Source organism: Roseitalea sp. MMSF_3546, assembly GCF_030732865.1.
GTDB lineage: Bacteria > Pseudomonadota > Alphaproteobacteria > Rhizobiales > Rhizobiaceae > Roseitalea.
In genome coordinates, this window is sequence record NZ_JASHKB010000046.1 from 1 (window position 1) to 14,536 (window position 14,536).

A 14,536-nucleotide genomic window follows, 5' to 3' on the forward strand; every position below is an offset into this window, starting at 1 on the left:
CGGGGCGGCGGCACGCTCCTATCGCACCACAATGAACAGTCGGGCCGACCCGCGCTGGACCGTAAGGGCCAAGGCGCCCGTGGCGCGCTCCAGCCGCTCGTCGAGCTCCCGGACCGATCCGATCGGTGCTTGGTTCACAGCCAGGATCACATCGCCGGCCCGCAGCCCGGCCCGAGCGGCCGCACTGCCCGGTTGAACCGACGTGACCAGCACGCCGTCGATCTCGCCGAATTGCGGGTCACCGCGCACGATATCGCGAAAGGTCGCGCCGTCGAGTCGGTCCGATCCGCCCATCGCCAGACGCGGCCGCTCCACCTCGCCAAGGGCGGTTGCCACAGTCAGCCTTTCGCCGTCGCGGATCACGTCCAGCCTCACACGTTCGCCGGCGCGCGTCAGCCCGATCCGGTTGCGCAGATCCGTCGAGCCGTCGACCGGCTGGCCGTTGACGGCTACGATCAGATCGCCGGCCTGAAGGCCCGCCTCTTCGGCCGGCGTTCCAGGTTCGACCTGGCTGACGATTGCGCCGGCGGCCGCGTCGACCCCGAGCGCTTCGGCGAGATCCGGTGTGAAGTCCTGGATCATGACCCCGAGCCGGCCGCGGCGCACCTCGCCGAACTCGATCAATTGCTCCATCACGGCGCGCGCCATGTCGGACGGCACGGCGAAGCCGATGCCGACATTGCCGCCGGCCGGGGCGATGATCGCCGTGTTGATGCCGACGAGACGGCCGTCAAGCGTGATCAGCGCACCGCCCGAATTGCCGGGATTGATGGATGCATCGGTCTGGATAAAGTCCTCATAGCCCTCCGCGATCAGTCCGCCGCGTCCGAGCGCGCTGACGATTCCCGATGTCACGGTCTGACCCAGACCGAACGGGTTGCCGATGGCGACCACATAGTCGCCGACGCGCAGGGCTTCGGAATCACCGAGTTCGAGCGCGGTCAGATTATCGGGCTCGATGCGCAGGAGGGCTATGTCGGTCTCCGGGTCGCTGCCAACGAGCTCGGCCTCGAATCGTCGCCGGTCGGTCAGCGTGACCGTAATCTCCGAACCGTTCTCGACGACGTGATGGTTGGTCAGAACATATCCCTCGTCGGCGTCGACGATGACGCCGGAGCCGGCACTGAGGCGCGGCCGCGCCTGCGGAAAGTCCGGCATGTCCGGCAGGTCGAAGAAACGCCGGAAGAAGGGGTCGTTGAGCAGCGGATTGGTTTCCTGAGCGGCAGGCGCCGTCACCGAGATATTGACCACCGCCGGCGTCACCTCTTCCAGCACCGGCGCCAGCGTAGGCAACTGGCCATCGACGCCGAACGGCGCCGGCGACTGCGCCCCAGCCGGCACAATCGCCAGAAAAATGAGCACGAGGACGGCCGCCATGCGGCGCGGCACGGTTCGCAAGAGTGGTGTCATGATCGGTCACTCCCGTCATTGAGGCCGATGAGCGGGGTACAAAAAACCGGAGCCGGTCCGCCGCGATACGGCCGGTTGCATCTGTTCAAATGTCGAAAGCGAGGGCGGGCCGACCGCCCGCCCGAAGGTCGATCAGGCCGCCTTGACCTCGATGCGCTTGATCTTCGACTGCGCTTCAGGGGTCTTGGGCAGCGTCACGGTCAACACGCCGCGCTTGAAGTCCGCGCTTGCCTTGTCCGCGTCGACGCCCGGCGGCAGCGGTACCATGCGGTAGAACGAGCCCCAGGAGCGCTCGGAGATATAGACACCCTTACGCTTGTCCTCGCTCTCGTGCTTCTTCTCGCCGCGAATCGTCAGAACGTCCTCGGTGAGACTGACCTCGACGTCCTTCTCGCTGAGGCCGGGCAGTTCGATGGCGACTTCGATCGCCTCGTCGGTCTCCGTGACGTCGGTGGTCGGTCCGAATCCCGTCAGCCCGCCGTTGGTGCCGGCGAAGGGCCGTTCGAACCGGCTCCAGAAGTCCTCGAAGACGCGGTTGATGTCGCGCTGCAAATGCGTGACGGGGTTGTCGTCATTGGCTCCTTCGGCGCGCGTCGCCTCACGGTTGCGCCCCCAGGGGATGAGGTCCCGGATCTGCATTTTTCGTTTCTCCTTTCTCCTCATGCAAGATCGTTGATTTCAGGTCGGTGGGTGGCCGCCCGGTCAGGCGGCCTTCACCTCGATACGCCGGGGCTTGGCGCTGGCGGCCTTGGGCAGTTCGAGCCGCAGCACGCCATGGCCCGTCGTCGCACGGATGTCGTCCTGATCGATGTCGTCGGTCAGGGTGAACACGCGCTCATAGTCGCCCGTGCCGTATTCGCCATAGACTTGGCGATAGCCTTCCGGTGCCGGTGGATGCGCGTAGCCCCGGATCGTCAGCACGCGACGTTCCAACGTTACCTCGACGTCGTCGGGCCCAACGCCGGGCATGTCGGCAACCAGCACGACGTGGTCGTCGGTCTCGAAGATATCCGTGGCCGGCCGGTAGATCGGGCGGCGCGCGTTCTCGCCGTTCAGGCGTTCGACCTCGCCGCCGGTTGTCGTGGTCAGGTTCTGAGCCATTTTTTCCTCCTTCGTGTTCTGGCCTTTAGCTGGCGTTAATCGCGATACGGCGCGGACGATCCTGTTCGGGCCGCTGCATTTCGACGGCCAGCACGCCGTTCTGGAAGCGCGCCTCGACCTTGTCGGGATCGACGCGGAAGGGCAGTTCGACGGTCCGAGCGAAGCTGCCGGTCATGCGCTCGCGCCGGTGCCAGGCGACCTGGTTGTCGTCCGCGGCCAAGGGACGTTCGCCGCGGATCGTCAGCGTATCGTCCTGGACCGTCAGTTCGATGTCCTCATGGGACAGGCCGGGCATCTCGGCTGCCACGACGATCGAATTGTCGCCGAGCCAGACATTGACCGGCGGATAGACCCGCCCGGTGCGCAGCGAACCGGTGTCCTCAAACAGCCGGTTCATCTCGGCCTGCAGCCGGCGCATGTCGGTGAAGGGATCCCAGCCTCGGGGACCGTATGTGGTGGGTGCAAGCATCGTCTTCTCCTCTCATCGGTTGCGATCGCCGGTTCGCGGCGCCCGGAAGGTAGGAGAGAACGTCTTGCTCGGCGAAATTGCCGGCACGCCGTCTCGTCCGGCCCTTGAGCCAGGCGACGAACCGAAAATTTCGCGGGGGTGCGCGACCGGGCGGGATGGCCTGCGGCGCGGTCGTTCGGGCAAGGACGCGCGCCGGTCAGGCGCGTCTTGCAATGCAGCATGACAAGCGGCTGCGCGTCCTTTGCCAAGCGACACGTACCTGTCGACCCTTCACGGGCTCGACCTGCCATTTTCCAGGGACCCGGTCTCGGCGTCCCGCGAATGCGATCTGGTAATCGCCGATTTCCGTGTCAAGACCAGGTCGTCCGAGTTCTTCAAAAGCGCTCGCGCCCTCACTAAATCGCCTGCATCCCGAACAAGAAGTGCGGGCGCGCTACTTCGTGCTCGCTTTCGTCGTTGCGATGGAGACTCTCGATGGCGGCATTGACGAACGATGCGATCCGAAAGGTCCTAGGACCTGTCGACGAGACGCTCACGGCTGCGATGCTCAAGATCGGCGCAACCGAGGCCGAACTGATTGAAGCGCGCGGCTGGTGGGGCGCTGATGAAGCACTACACAAGGAGTTGCGCCGCTTCCCGAGCGGCCGCGTGGCCGCACTGGTCGAGCTTCTAGAGCAGCACGAAACCGCGCCTGAAGAGCTCCGATAGCCAGCACTGGCCATTACGGTTGGAGACGGACAATGGAGAAAAGGACACAGATCAATCTCTGGTACGTGGTGCTCGCGCTCTTCGGCGTGGTTCTGCTGCGCGACTTGTGGGTGCAGAGCCAGGCGATCGCCCCCATCCCCTACAGCCAGTTCGAGGATTATCTCGATCAGGGGCTGATCGAGGAGGTCGTTGTCGGCAACGACTATCTGCGCGGCACCTTCACCATCCCGCAGGACGGCCGCGGGGCCTTCGTGACCACGCGCGTTGAGCCCGATCTGGCGCAAAGGCTGGACGAAGCCGGCGTAACCTACACCGGCGCTGTCGAGAATACGTGGCTTGGCACGCTCCTGTCCTGGGTGGTGCCGGTGCTCCTGTTCTTTGCGCTCTGGCTGTTCGTGATCCGCCGGTTCGCCGAGAAGCAAGGTTTCGGCGGGCTGATGTCGATCGGCAAGAGCAAGGCGAAAATTTATGTCGAGACCGACACCAAGGTGGGCTTTGCGGATGTGGCCGGCGTCGACGAGGCCAAGGCCGAACTGCAGGAGATCGTGGACTTCCTGAAGGCTCCGCAGGACTATGGGCGGCTGGGTGCCCGAATACCGAAAGGCGTTCTGCTCGTCGGACCGCCTGGCACAGGCAAGACCTTGCTGGCGCGAGCCGTCGCCGGCGAGGCCGGCGTGCCGTTCTTTTCCATCTCCGGTTCGGAATTCGTCGAGATGTTCGTCGGTGTCGGCGCAGCGAGGGTGCGCGACCTCTTCGAGCAGGCCCGCGCCAAGGCCCCCGCGATCATCTTCGTCGACGAACTCGATGCGCTCGGCCGCGCACGTGGCGCGGGTCCCGCCGCGGGCGGTCATGACGAAAGGGAGCAGACCCTCAACCAGCTCCTAACGGAGCTCGACGGTTTCGACACTGGCGAAGGGCTCGTGCTCTTGGCGGCCACCAACCGGCCGGAAATCCTCGACCCGGCACTGCTGCGGGCCGGCCGTTTCGACCGGCAGGTTCTGGTAGATCGTCCTGATCGGAAGGGGCGCGTCCAGATCCTGAACGTCCATATGCGCAAGATCACGCTGGGGCCTAATGTCGACGCCGACCAGATCGCCGCCTTGACCACCGGTTTCTCGGGCGCCGATCTCGCCAATCTCGTCAACGAGGCAGCTTTGCTCGCCACCCGCCGCAAGGCCGATGCCGTGACCATGGACGATTTCACCGGCGCCATCGAGCGTATCGTGGCGGGCCTAGAAAAGCGTAACCGGCTGCTCAATCAGCGCGAGCGCGAGATCGTTGCCTATCACGAGATGGGGCATGCGCTGGTCGCCATGGCGCTGCCGGGCGTCGACGAGGTCCACAAGGTCTCGATCATCCCGCGCGGTATCGGCGCGCTCGGCTACACAATCCAGCGTCCCACCGAGGAACGTTTTCTGATGACGCGCGAGGAACTGGCGAACAAGATCGCCGTGCTGCTGGGCGGGCGGGCAGCCGAAAAGTTGGTCTTTGGACATCTGTCGACCGGAGCGGCCGACGACTTGGCGAAGGCCACCGACATCGCCCGCTCCATGGCTGCCCGCTACGGCATGGACGAGGAACTGGGATCGGTCAGCTACGACAGCGACCGGCCCGGGTTCCTGGGCGAGCGGCGCCAAAGCTATCTCGAACGGCGCTATTCTGAGGCGACGGCCGAGAGACTCGACAATGCCGTCAAGGAGATCATCTCCGAGGTCTTCCAGCGGACGCTTCGCATTCTGGAACGCAATCGGGCCGTCCTTGAGGACAGCGCGCGGGAGCTTCTATCCCGAGAGACGCTGGACGATGACGATCTGCAGGCCTTCAAGAAGCGGATCATAGCCGAGCCGGTCGGAGACACCGACCCCGATCAGCATGTAACTGGGGCCCTCGCCAATGCCTGACGATCCCTATTCGGTGCTTGGCGTCGCAAGAGACGCATCGGATGCGGATATCCGGAAGGCGTACCGGGAGCTCGCAAAGAAACTCCATCCCGATCTCCATCCGGGCGACACAGCGGCCGAAGAACGCTTCAAGGCAGTCTCCGCAGCCTATCATCTGCTCGGCGATCCGGAACGACGCGCACGCTTCGACCGCGGCGAAATCGATGCGTCTGGCGCGGAAAGGTCGGAGCAAGGCTTCTATCGAAGTTATGCGGACACCGACGGCGGCGGACGCTACTACACCGCATCAGGCTTCGAGGATCTGTCCGACGTCTCCGATATCTTCGCCGAGATGTTCGGCCGGCGCGGGCGCGGCGGCGGCAGAGTCGATCTTCGCGGCCAGGACGTGCGGTACCGTCTCGACGTGGATTTTCTCGACGCTGTCAATGGCGCCAGGCGCCGGATCACCCTGCCTGACGGCAAGGACCTCGACCTCACAATCCCGTCCGGTGTCGATACTGGCCAGGTGTTGCGCTTGAGGGGAAAGGGAGCGCCCGGCATCGGCAATGCACCGGCCGGAGACGCGCTCGTCGAAATCGGCGTACGCCCGCACTCTCTCTTCCGCAGAGACGGCAAGGACATCATTCTCGATCTGCCGATCACCATCGACGAAGCGATCCTCGGCGCCAAGGTCGAAGTGCCGACGATCGCCGGCCGGGTCAAGATGACCGTGCCGAAGGGCGCTTCAACGGGCGACGTCTTGCGTCTGAGGGGACGCGGCCTGAAGGACCGCAACGGCCGCGCCGGCGACCAGAAGGTGATCCTGAGAATCGAGGCGCCGCAGCAGATCGACCAAGAACTGGAAGACTTCATGCGGTCGTGGCGAGAGCGGCATCGCTACGATCCGCGCGCTGGGATGAGGGCGCAGTCATGACCTACTATGACGAAACCGAAATCGTCCAACGATCGGACGGAATCACGCGACGCCGACTGCGGCTTTGGTTGCGCCGGGGCTGGGTCGTTCCCCAGGAGTCTCCGGCGGGACCGCGCTTCGACGGGGCCGACCTCGCCCGCCTGAGGCTGATCTGCGAGTTGAAGGACGAGATCAATCTCAGTGACGATGCCGTCGCGGTCGTCCTTTCCCTCATCGACCAATTGCATAGCGTCCGCCACGAGCTAAGGACGCTCGGCCAAGCCATCGAAGCGCAGCCCGACGACGTCCGGCGGGCCGTCCAGGTCGCCTATCGGCGACTCAGCGCCGGTTGAGTTCCTTCGCTCGGCGAGGAGCGACCGGCCCACCAAGACGGTGGATCGCTTGCGGGGAAGGTTTGCTTCAATGTTTCCGTCACCGGATCCGCGAACGTGTCGTCCCACGGATCGACGACGCCCGCCTCGGCTGGGTTCACCATCGGAACGGCCGATTTCGAGAGCCTGGTTTCGTCCTGTGTCATCCTCTGCCTCCGTTGCGGTGTCGCATCATGCCCGACCGGCCACATAGTCTTTCAAGGCTTCCGCCTCGGCTTCGATCTCGCCAAGTCGGTACTTCACCACGTCCAGCATGCTGATGATGCCGCACAACTCGCCGTTTTCGATGATCGGCACGTGACGGATCTGGTGCGTGTCCATCAGTTCGTAGATCTTCTTCATCGGTTCGGCGATGTCGCAGCAGACAACCTGCGTCGTCATCAGGTCTCGCACGCGGCGGTTCACCACGTCGGGACCGAACCGATTCAGACCACGCAATACATCGCCGCCGGAGATGATACCGAGCACCGTCCTCTTGTCCCGGCTCACCACCAGCGCCGAAACTTCGTCACGTTCCAACTGATCCATGACATCCTGGACCTTAACGTCCGGATCGATGATCGAGACGAAGCTTCCCTTATTCTGAATCAAACGCTTAACTGTCATGATTTTACTTCTCGTCCTGTGTTCTCCTTTCGTCGATCACGCGGCCTGGCCTCGTTCCGGCAGCGATGATGTTTCATCATCGTTGGCCGGTCCTCGCGCTTGACGCGGCGGTTCGACACGCCCTGGCGACAGCGGAAGGGCCGTGTTCGACCGCCACGGCGGCGTGGGCAAGTGCATCAGGGTGAGTACCCAGAAGGGCGGGTTCCAGAAGAACGGCGCCGGCGCTATGAGGGCAGCCGTCACCGCCATCGCCTGCAAATAGTCGAGCGTCGACCATTGCCGCCGGCCGGCGTCACCCAACGCGTCGCTGACGTCCTGGCGCGGTGCCCTTGCCCTCAGCGCATCCTTATGCCGCATCTTTTTCGCCCTCCGCATCGTCTGATATCGGCGCCATCATGCTCGCGAATTCGGCCTCGTCGGCGATGTCTTCCGTCTCAGGTTCCTCATCCGGCAAGTGTCGCCTGAGCGCAGTGATCAAAGATTCACGTTGCTCTTCAGGGTCCACCCGGCCCAAGGCGAACTCTCTCAGCGCCGTCACCGTCGCCTTATGGTGCGGCTCCGGATCGTCAGTAGGGGCGCCATGATGGACTGCGCGGGCGCGATGCGCTGCGAGCATTACCAACTCGAAGCGGTTGGGTACCGCCGTCAGACAATCGTCCACCGTAATGCGTGCCATGGCCCACCTCATCCGCGATCGGCCGCTGACCCATGCGGCCGCGACCGAAACTTGTCAGCATAGCGCTTGGGTCGTATGCGCCGCTCGTGAGGTTCGCTGACGGTATAGGCGTAGCCTTGTCGCTCGGCGAACCGAACGGCGCTCTCCCTGTCGGGAAAGGTCAGCCGCACCTGCCGCAACGGATCGCTCGAGCCGGTCCAGCCCATCAGCGGCTCGATGAACAACGGGGACTGTGGCTCGAACTCCAACACCCAGCGTCGTGCGTTTGCGCGGCCCGACTGCACCGGACTTGGCGCGGGCTTGAAGATGCGCGCTGTCGGCCCCTTCGCGTTCTGTGACCGCCTTGGCTGCCCCTCGCTTGCAGCAGCCGGGATGGGGGCTCGCGGAAACCGGATGACATCCGCGCCGCGAGCGTTCGCCTCGGTTTGCCGACGGGGTCGATCCGCCGGATTGGTGCTCGGCCGGGGCTCGCGTTGCAGAGCGTCCTGCATCATGTGTCACCTCCATCGCTCAAGTCTTCCGACCGCGAAGGGATGACCGCCGCACGATGCGGCACAGCGTTCATGGGGATGGATTGCCGGACCGCAGGCACGCCTGCGACTGTTACCCGTCACCCGGTCACACATCCTCCCGCAGAAGCAATGTGCAAGCGCGTGCTCGTCTTTACCCCTTCAGGCGGAGCAAAAACACTGCCCGGATCCGTACTTCGGCATCCGGCGAGATCGATTTAGGAAGTGCGGTGCTTGCTTCAAGTATCCGCACGAACAAGATCGGGTCTGCGCGTTCGACCCCCGCTTGTCTCGCGGCGATGACAGGAGAGCGAAGGAATCCAATGAACCCGACGCTGTGGCACCGGCTGACCAATCTGCTTCACTCGGCCCTGCTCATTGGCGGGATGGCGGCGATCGTTTGGGCTTGCGTATCTGCCATCTGGGGCGCCGAGAGCGCTCTCTGGGCCTTCTTGGCGGTCGGTCTCTTGTTGCTGATGACCCCGTCGCTCCCAAGCGACCTAGTCCTGACGCTGTATCGCGCGCGACCGATACGGCCGCAGGATTTCCCTGAAGGAGCTGCGATTTTGCAGACCTTGGCCGGTCGGGCGAATCTCGAACGTATGCCGGGCTTCTTCTATCTCCCCAGTTCAGTACCGAACGCCTTCGCAACAGGTCATGGAAGCGGCACCGCGATAGCGATCAGCGACGGTCTTCTGCGCCTTCTCGACAAGCGCGAACTCGCCGCCGTACTTGCTCATGAGGTCAGCCATATCGCCCATCGCGACCTCTGGATCATGGCGCTCGCCGACGTCATGGCGCGGGTGACCAGTGTTGCCTCCTACGTCGGTCAAATTCTGCTGATCCTCAATCTGCCCTCGCTCCTGACGAATTCGCTTCACATCCCGTGGCACGTGCCTCTCTTGCTCGCCTTCTCACCGACGCTGATGAGTCTGCTCCAACTCGCGCTGTCGCGAGCGCGCGAGTATGACGCCGACCTTGGGGCCGCGCGACTCACAGGCGACCCTGCGGCGCTTGCCTCGGCGCTGGCGAAGCTCGACAACGGCTCGGGCAAGTTCTGGGAAGAAATCCTCCTGCCGGGACGGCGGATCCCGGAACCGTCCTTGTTACGCACACATCCGAAGACCGAAGATCGAATCCGGCGGCTCAGAACCCAGTTCCCCGAGGCCTTTCGGCAGCCAAGACCGTCAATGTTCACGCCGCTCGCCCCCGGCTGGCCACGGGTTGTCGCCAGACCCCGGTGGCGACGCACCGGGGTCTGGTACTAAGCCTTATTGCAATTGTCTGAGCGTACCACCACGAAACAGGGACATCTTGTCCATATACGAATGATCGCGATGACCGAGGAGACCAGACCGCTCTCTCATCAGCGTCTACAAGGGCTCGCCCTTCTATTGGCGGTGGCATTGCTGGTGCTGGGGAATGGACTACAGGCGACGATCGTGGGCGTGCGCGGCGGGTTGGAGGCCATGTCGCAAGAGATCATCGGTCTCATCATGTCCGCCTATTTTGTCGGTTTCGTTCTTGGCTCGGTCTACATACCCGGATTGATACAACAGGTCGGTCACGTCCGAACCTTCGCGGCATTGGCCTCGATCGCATCGGCAGCCGCGCTCGGCTTTGTGATTTTCGTGGGTCCCTTCCCGTGGGTGATGCTTCGCGCCGTGACGGGAGCCTGCTTTGCCGGCATGGTGATCGTCACGGAAAGCTGGCTGAATGCCGGAACGACCAGAGATAGACGCGGCCGCGTGCTTGCCGTGTATAGCCTAGTCTTCTACGCGGCCTGGGCGGGCGGCCAACCACTTCTCAACGTGGCGCCGGTCGACGGCTTCGTTCTTTTCGCGCTCGTGTCGGTTCTATTTTCCCTCGCCCTCGTTCCGATCACTCTTACGCGGACCGGTGTACCAGGTGTCGTCGAAGCCGACCGCGCGGATCTCAAGCGCCTGCACCAAATCTCTCCGCTGGGGCTAATCGGCGCATTCGCGCTCGGATTGTCGGTTGGCGCGTTCTGGGGGATGGCCCCGACCTTCGGTCAGCGGATCGGCCTGACAGAAGCGGAGATATCCATCTTCCTCATGTTGCCGCTGATCGGCGCGCTGCTGCTGCAATGGCCACTCGGATGGGTGTCCGATCTCGTCGACCGTCGTTGGATCATCCTCGGGGCTTGCAGCGCCGCTGCCGTCTGCGCGAGCGGACTGATGCTGACCTGGGACGTGCGTCCTTTCCCCTTTTATCTGCTTGTCCTGCTTCTTGGCGGGTTCGCCATGCCCGTCTATTCGCTATGTGTCGCCCACGTAAACGACCAGATCGACACTGGCGAAGTGGTGGCGGCCGCGAGCGGCCTGATCCTCGTGTACGGCCTTGGCTCCGCCCTTGGGCCATTTGCGGCGAGCGTCGTGATGGGTCAGTTCGGTCCCGCCGGACTGTTCGCATTCATGAGCGCGATCCTCGGTCTCTTTGCGATCTATGGGCTGTGGCGCATAGGCGTCTCCGCCGCTCCGGACAAGGGACGCAAAGAAAGCTATGTCTCAGTGCCCCAGACCAGCCATGCCGTCCTACCGCTGCACAAACATTCGCCACAACGCACTCCCGGCAAGCGCGCGCCACGATAGGACCGCGCTATTTGCGTATGTCGCCAAGGTGCAATTCTCACTGGGCGAATGGCTCCGTGTCCAGGGAAAGAACACACTACACGAAGAACAGCTATTGTAGCGTTATAGCGAAGGAATAGTTCGCAGAATCGACTCGCATGGCCCGCCACTATCACCCTTTCGAACTCGTTCAGGCCGCCCGTCCGAGGCGAAGTTTCTCCTGTTTTCAAAGGGGTTTGCCGGATGGGTGCGAACCGCTGAGACGGCGGCGCACAGCGATTTCCGTCTCTGAATGGCCTCTCGTGTCTGGTCGGGCGAACCGCGCCGATTTCGGTTCGGTCGAAAATTTCCCTGCTTTTCCAATGGTCTGACTGGCAGCCCCGCCAAAACTGCGCGCCCTGTTTCCATCGCTATCGAGCGAAACAGAGACCGAACATGCAGGAGGCGTAGCGGATGGGGACGCTGGACGAGCGGCGCGTAGCGATGGCGGATTGATCGGCGACCGGCTCAGCGAAGCCATTGATGACAAACGCACATCGCGCCTCTAGCCTGGCGGCATGGCGAGTGGCCCCTGGACCGATGAAGAAAACGACATGATCGTCGCGGATTACTTCGCGATGCTGGCCGACGACATCGCCGGGCGTCCATACAACAAGGCGGAGCATCGCCGGGCGCTCCTACCGCTGCTGAACGACCGGTCGGAGGGATCCGTCGAGTTCAAGCACCAGAACATCAGCGCGGTGCTGAAGGGGCTCGGCGAGGACTGGATCCCCGGCTACAAGCCCGCGTTCAACTTCCAGATGACCTTGGTGGATGCCGTGGCGCGGTGGCTGGCGCTGAACCCGGCCTGGCTCGGGCGCCAACCAGGGCTGCAACCCGCCGCTGGCCTGCGCGAGGCGGCGCAGGTCTGGATCGGGCCGCCGCCGACGATGTCGAACCAGCCGCCGCCGCAGGAGCTGGACCAGATGCTGCACATCGCGCGCAAGTTCGACGTGGCGGGCCGGGACGAGCGCAACCGGGCCCTCGGACGCGCGGGCGAGGAACGCGTGCTGGCGCATGAGCAGGCGACGCTGAAGACCGCGGGACGGGAGGATCTGGCGCGCAAGGTCCGCTGGGTCTCGGAAGAGGACGGCGACGGCGCGGGCTACGACATCGCCAGCTATGCGCCCGATGGCCGTCCGCGGCTCATCGAGGTGAAGACGACGAACGGCTGGGAGCGCACGCCTTTCCACATCACGCGCAACGAGCTGGCCGTCGCCGATAAGCGGCGCGCGGAGTGGTGCCTCTTCCGGATGTGGAGTTTCTCGCGCGAGCCGAGGGCGTTCGAGTTGTTCCCACCACTCGATGCGCATGTCTCGCTAACGCCGACGTCGTTTCAGGCCAGCTTTCACTGACCTTCAGTCGAACACCCGCGCCGGCTGCTCGTCCCATGGCAGGGACGCGACAAAGCAGAGGTCGTAGAGGCTGATCGCGCAGGGCTCGCGGCACACGACCAGCCGCTCGAGGACGTCCGGTGCCAGCCACGCGAGGCGCAGGAGGCGGCTGACATTGCGGTCGGACAGACCTTGCTCGGCGGCGAGATCCGCGATGGTAGCGATCTCGCCGCGCTCCATCCGCTGCCGCCATGCCCATGCCCGGCCCATGGCGCACAGCACGCGGGGATCCTGACCCTGCGGCGGGTCCGATGTCTCGATGTCCTTCGGCGGCAGGATACGCGGGCGACCGCCGCGTTTGCGGACCGTGAGGGGGATATGGACGCGGATGGTGTCGTTCGCGGGCATCACGCGGCGTCCTCCCGCGGGGGCGTTATCAGGCTCGCAAGCGCGCCGAGCCCTTCATTGTCAATCGGCGTCCAATTTTGCCCCCGGATCGGCGTCCAATTTTGACCCCTCCGGCATTCGCTGATTGGCGGGCTGCCACACGCGCAGGTGGTGGAGGCGAGAGGGCCTGGAAGCGCGCAGCCTTCATGTAGCGGAGCGTTTCCAGGCCCTCTCGTTCAACTGCGGTTGCGGATGCGCCAGCTTTCGTTGCCGGTCTCGACGATGTCGCAGTGGTGGGTGAGCCTGTCGAGGAGCGCCGTCGTCATCTTGGCGTCGCCGAAGACGGTCGGCCATTCGGCGAAGGTCAGGTTGGTGGTGACGAGGATCGAGGTGCGCTCGTAGAGCCGGCTGATCAGGTGGAACAGGAGCTGTCCGCCGGACTGGGCGAAGGGCAGGTAGCCGAGTTCATCGATGATGACGAGATCGACGCGGCAAAGCTGCTCGGCGAGATGTCCGGCGCGGCCCTCTCGCAGTTCACCCTCCAGGCGGTTCACCAGGTCGACGGCGCTGAAGAAGCGCACGCGGCGACGGGCGTTGACCGCATGGGCGCCGATGGCTGTCACCAGATGCGACTTGCCCGTGCCGGTGCCGCCGATGAAGACCGCGTTGCGCGCCTCATCGAGGAACTCGCCCTCGTGCAGGCTACGTACCAGCGCCTCGTTGACGGGCGCGGCGTCGAAGTCGAACTCGGCCAGGCTCTTCATCACCGGGAAGCGGGCGGCGCTCATCTGGTAGCGGATCGACCGCGCCGTCTTTTCTGCCAGCTCCGCCTTGAGCAGATCGCCGAGGATCTCGGTCGGCCCGCGGCGATGCTGCACGCCAGCCTGCACGATGTCGTCGTAGGCGGCGCGCATGCCGGCGAGCTTCAGCGCGCGCATCAGCCCGATCAGCTCATGCCGCTCCACGACGCGCCTCCGCGATGAGACGATCGTAGCGGGAACAGTCGGCGATGGGCTCTTCGCTGAGCTTCAGATGCGCCGGCGTGGCGACGGGCGCGGCGATCGCCTCGGCGTTCCGGCGGGAGAGGATGTTGAGGATGGCGTCGGAGCTTCGGAGGCCGGCCTTGAGCGCCTTCGCGCACGCCTGCTCGACAGCCTCCACGCTGTTCTCATGCGCCGCCACGAGCAGGGAGACCATCTGCCGGTCGCCGCCTGGGGCATCCGCCAGGCGCGCCTGGATCTTCGCCATCGCAGGGGGCAGCGCCAAAGCCTTGAATGGTGCGCCGTTGCGGAGCGCGCCGGGCTTGCGCTCGAGCACCGGGACATAGTGCCAGGGGTCATAGATCGTCCGGTCGCGACCGAACACGCGGGGGACTGTCAGGAATTTCGTGCTTGAGGCCATGATGATGGAAAGGAGAATCATCACATGGCCATTGAGAAGGAACTACTGGATCGGCTGCTTGCCGGTCGCGACCCGAACGAGGTGTTTTCCAAGGACGGGCTGGTAGACGATCTGAAGAAG

At 64.3% G+C, this 14,536-nt stretch carries 18 protein-coding genes; 7 read left to right on the top strand and 11 right to left on the bottom strand.

The features are described 5' to 3' along the window. Nucleotides 1-18: 18 nt before the first annotated feature. The 4 genes from RBB34_RS19335 to RBB34_RS19350 all read right to left on the bottom strand — a co-directional run bounded on the left by RBB34_RS19335 (nt 19) and on the right by RBB34_RS19350 (nt 2,980). The gene (locus RBB34_RS19335; RefSeq protein WP_306120881.1) at nt 19-1,410 is read right to left on the bottom strand and encodes a DegQ family serine endoprotease; all 1,392 of its coding nucleotides are present in this window, start codon (nt 1,408-1,410) and stop codon (nt 19-21) included. Nucleotides 1,411-1,542: 132 nt separating this feature from the next. Next, nucleotides 1,543-2,049, bottom strand: coding sequence for an Hsp20/alpha crystallin family protein (locus tag RBB34_RS19340; protein ID WP_306120882.1), 507 nt, complete (start codon nt 2,047-2,049; stop codon nt 1,543-1,545). 63 nt (nt 2,050-2,112) lie between these two features. Beyond that, complete coding sequence (locus RBB34_RS19345; RefSeq protein ID WP_306120883.1) at nt 2,113-2,511, bottom strand: Hsp20/alpha crystallin family protein; 399 nt, start codon at nt 2,509-2,511, stop codon at nt 2,113-2,115. 25 nt (nt 2,512-2,536) lie between these two features. Then, nucleotides 2,537-2,980, bottom strand: a complete 444-nt coding sequence (locus tag RBB34_RS19350; RefSeq protein ID WP_306120884.1) for an Hsp20/alpha crystallin family protein — start codon at nt 2,978-2,980, stop codon at nt 2,537-2,539. A 474-nt stretch (nt 2,981-3,454) separates the two neighbouring features. Between RBB34_RS19350 and RBB34_RS19355 the strand changes: the two genes are divergently transcribed. The 4 genes from RBB34_RS19355 to RBB34_RS19370 are packed head-to-tail and all read left to right on the top strand — an operon-like array spanning nt 3,455 to nt 6,834. Beyond that, nucleotides 3,455-3,688, top strand: a complete 234-nt coding sequence (locus tag RBB34_RS19355) for a hypothetical protein (RefSeq protein ID WP_306120885.1) — start codon at nt 3,455-3,457, stop codon at nt 3,686-3,688. Nucleotides 3,689-3,720: 32 nt separating this feature from the next. Further along, complete coding sequence (gene ftsH / locus RBB34_RS19360; protein ID WP_306120886.1) at nt 3,721-5,589, top strand: ATP-dependent zinc metalloprotease FtsH; 1,869 nt, start codon at nt 3,721-3,723, stop codon at nt 5,587-5,589. Next, nucleotides 5,582-6,502: a DnaJ C-terminal domain-containing protein gene (locus RBB34_RS19365; RefSeq protein ID WP_306120887.1), complete on the top strand. Its 921-nt coding sequence runs from the start codon at nt 5,582-5,584 to the stop codon at nt 6,500-6,502. The genes ftsH and RBB34_RS19365 overlap by 8 nt, the downstream gene beginning before the upstream one ends. Then, the gene (locus RBB34_RS19370; RefSeq protein ID WP_306120888.1) at nt 6,499-6,834 is read left to right on the top strand and encodes a MerR family transcriptional regulator; all 336 of its coding nucleotides are present in this window, start codon (nt 6,499-6,501) and stop codon (nt 6,832-6,834) included. Before RBB34_RS19365 ends, RBB34_RS19370 begins: the two co-directional genes overlap by 4 nt. 210 nt (nt 6,835-7,044) lie before the next feature. On the opposite strand, the gene RBB34_RS19375 is transcribed toward RBB34_RS19370, so the two are convergent. The 4 genes from RBB34_RS19375 to RBB34_RS19390 are packed head-to-tail and all read right to left on the bottom strand — an operon-like array spanning nt 7,045 to nt 8,649. Beyond that, a complete protein-coding gene (locus tag RBB34_RS19375) occupies nt 7,045-7,479 on the bottom strand; it encodes a CBS domain-containing protein (RefSeq protein WP_306120889.1) in 435 nt (144 codons plus the stop codon). A gap of 36 nt (nt 7,480-7,515) precedes the next feature. Then, nucleotides 7,516-7,836 (bottom strand): hypothetical protein, encoded by a 321-nt coding sequence (locus RBB34_RS19380; protein ID WP_306120890.1) that lies wholly within the window; start codon nt 7,834-7,836, stop codon nt 7,516-7,518. Further along, nucleotides 7,826-8,155 carry a DNA-directed RNA polymerase subunit omega gene (rpoZ, locus tag RBB34_RS19385; protein WP_306120891.1) on the bottom strand — a complete coding sequence of 110 codons (330 nt, stop codon included), beginning with the start codon at nt 8,153-8,155 and terminating at the stop codon, nt 7,826-7,828. The genes RBB34_RS19380 and rpoZ overlap by 11 nt, the downstream gene beginning before the upstream one ends. 8 nt (nt 8,156-8,163) lie before the next feature. Beyond that, complete coding sequence (locus tag RBB34_RS19390) at nt 8,164-8,649, bottom strand: ETC complex I subunit (RefSeq protein WP_306120892.1); 486 nt, start codon at nt 8,647-8,649, stop codon at nt 8,164-8,166. A gap of 338 nt (nt 8,650-8,987) precedes the next feature. On the opposite strand from RBB34_RS19390, the gene RBB34_RS19395 reads away from it, so the two are divergent. From RBB34_RS19395 to RBB34_RS19405, 3 genes are all read left to right on the top strand, one after another. Beyond that, nucleotides 8,988-9,932 carry a zinc metalloprotease HtpX gene (locus tag RBB34_RS19395; protein ID WP_306120893.1) on the top strand — a complete coding sequence of 315 codons (945 nt, stop codon included), beginning with the start codon at nt 8,988-8,990 and terminating at the stop codon, nt 9,930-9,932. Between the two features lie 69 nt (nt 9,933-10,001). Further along, nucleotides 10,002-11,276 carry an MFS transporter gene (locus tag RBB34_RS19400; RefSeq protein ID WP_306120894.1) on the top strand — a complete coding sequence of 425 codons (1,275 nt, stop codon included), beginning with the start codon at nt 10,002-10,004 and terminating at the stop codon, nt 11,274-11,276. Between the two features lie 572 nt (nt 11,277-11,848). Continuing rightward, the gene (locus RBB34_RS19405; protein WP_306120895.1) at nt 11,849-12,649 is read left to right on the top strand and encodes a DUF3883 domain-containing protein; all 801 of its coding nucleotides are present in this window, start codon (nt 11,849-11,851) and stop codon (nt 12,647-12,649) included. Nucleotides 12,650-12,652: 3 nt separating this feature from the next. Here RBB34_RS19405 and RBB34_RS19410 read toward each other — a convergent pair whose 3' ends face one another. From RBB34_RS19410 to RBB34_RS19420, 3 genes are all read right to left on the bottom strand, one after another. After that, the gene (locus tag RBB34_RS19410) at nt 12,653-13,036 is read right to left on the bottom strand and encodes a hypothetical protein (RefSeq protein WP_306120896.1); all 384 of its coding nucleotides are present in this window, start codon (nt 13,034-13,036) and stop codon (nt 12,653-12,655) included. Nucleotides 13,037-13,251: 215 nt separating this feature from the next. After that, nucleotides 13,252-13,980 (bottom strand): IS21-like element helper ATPase IstB, encoded by a 729-nt coding sequence (istB, locus tag RBB34_RS19415; RefSeq protein ID WP_306120897.1) that lies wholly within the window; start codon nt 13,978-13,980, stop codon nt 13,252-13,254. Next, on the bottom strand, nt 13,967-14,437 hold the full coding sequence (locus RBB34_RS19420; protein ID WP_306120898.1) for a hypothetical protein: 471 nt from the start codon (nt 14,435-14,437) through the stop codon (nt 13,967-13,969). The genes istB and RBB34_RS19420 overlap by 14 nt, the downstream gene beginning before the upstream one ends. Nucleotides 14,438-14,536: the final 99 nt, after the last annotated feature.

Coding starts and splice junctions, on each gene's coding strand:
- RBB34_RS19395 (WP_306120893.1), top strand. CDS start 8,988: ATGAACCCGACGCTGTGGCACCGGCTGACCAATCTGCTTCACTCGGCC.
- RBB34_RS19390 (WP_306120892.1), bottom strand. CDS start 8,649: ATGATGCAGGACGCTCTGCAACGCGAGCCCCGGCCGAGCACCAATCCG.
- RBB34_RS19405 (WP_306120895.1), top strand. CDS start 11,849: ATGATCGTCGCGGATTACTTCGCGATGCTGGCCGACGACATCGCCGGG.
- RBB34_RS19420 (WP_306120898.1), bottom strand. CDS start 14,437: ATGATTCTCCTTTCCATCATCATGGCCTCAAGCACGAAATTCCTGACA.
- RBB34_RS19370 (WP_306120888.1), top strand. CDS start 6,499: ATGACCTACTATGACGAAACCGAAATCGTCCAACGATCGGACGGAATC.
- RBB34_RS19355 (WP_306120885.1), top strand. CDS start 3,455: ATGGCGGCATTGACGAACGATGCGATCCGAAAGGTCCTAGGACCTGTC.
- RBB34_RS19340 (WP_306120882.1), bottom strand. CDS start 2,049: ATGCAGATCCGGGACCTCATCCCCTGGGGGCGCAACCGTGAGGCGACG.
- rpoZ (WP_306120891.1), bottom strand. CDS start 8,155: ATGGCACGCATTACGGTGGACGATTGTCTGACGGCGGTACCCAACCGC.
- RBB34_RS19380 (WP_306120890.1), bottom strand. CDS start 7,836: ATGCGGCATAAGGATGCGCTGAGGGCAAGGGCACCGCGCCAGGACGTC.
- RBB34_RS19335 (WP_306120881.1), bottom strand. CDS start 1,410: ATGACACCACTCTTGCGAACCGTGCCGCGCCGCATGGCGGCCGTCCTC.
- RBB34_RS19365 (WP_306120887.1), top strand. CDS start 5,582: ATGCCTGACGATCCCTATTCGGTGCTTGGCGTCGCAAGAGACGCATCG.
- RBB34_RS19345 (WP_306120883.1), bottom strand. CDS start 2,511: ATGGCTCAGAACCTGACCACGACAACCGGCGGCGAGGTCGAACGCCTG.
- RBB34_RS19410 (WP_306120896.1), bottom strand. CDS start 13,036: ATGCCCGCGAACGACACCATCCGCGTCCATATCCCCCTCACGGTCCGC.
- RBB34_RS19350 (WP_306120884.1), bottom strand. CDS start 2,980: ATGCTTGCACCCACCACATACGGTCCCCGAGGCTGGGATCCCTTCACC.
- RBB34_RS19400 (WP_306120894.1), top strand. CDS start 10,002: ATGACCGAGGAGACCAGACCGCTCTCTCATCAGCGTCTACAAGGGCTC.
- RBB34_RS19375 (WP_306120889.1), bottom strand. CDS start 7,479: ATGACAGTTAAGCGTTTGATTCAGAATAAGGGAAGCTTCGTCTCGATC.
- ftsH (WP_306120886.1), top strand. CDS start 3,721: ATGGAGAAAAGGACACAGATCAATCTCTGGTACGTGGTGCTCGCGCTC.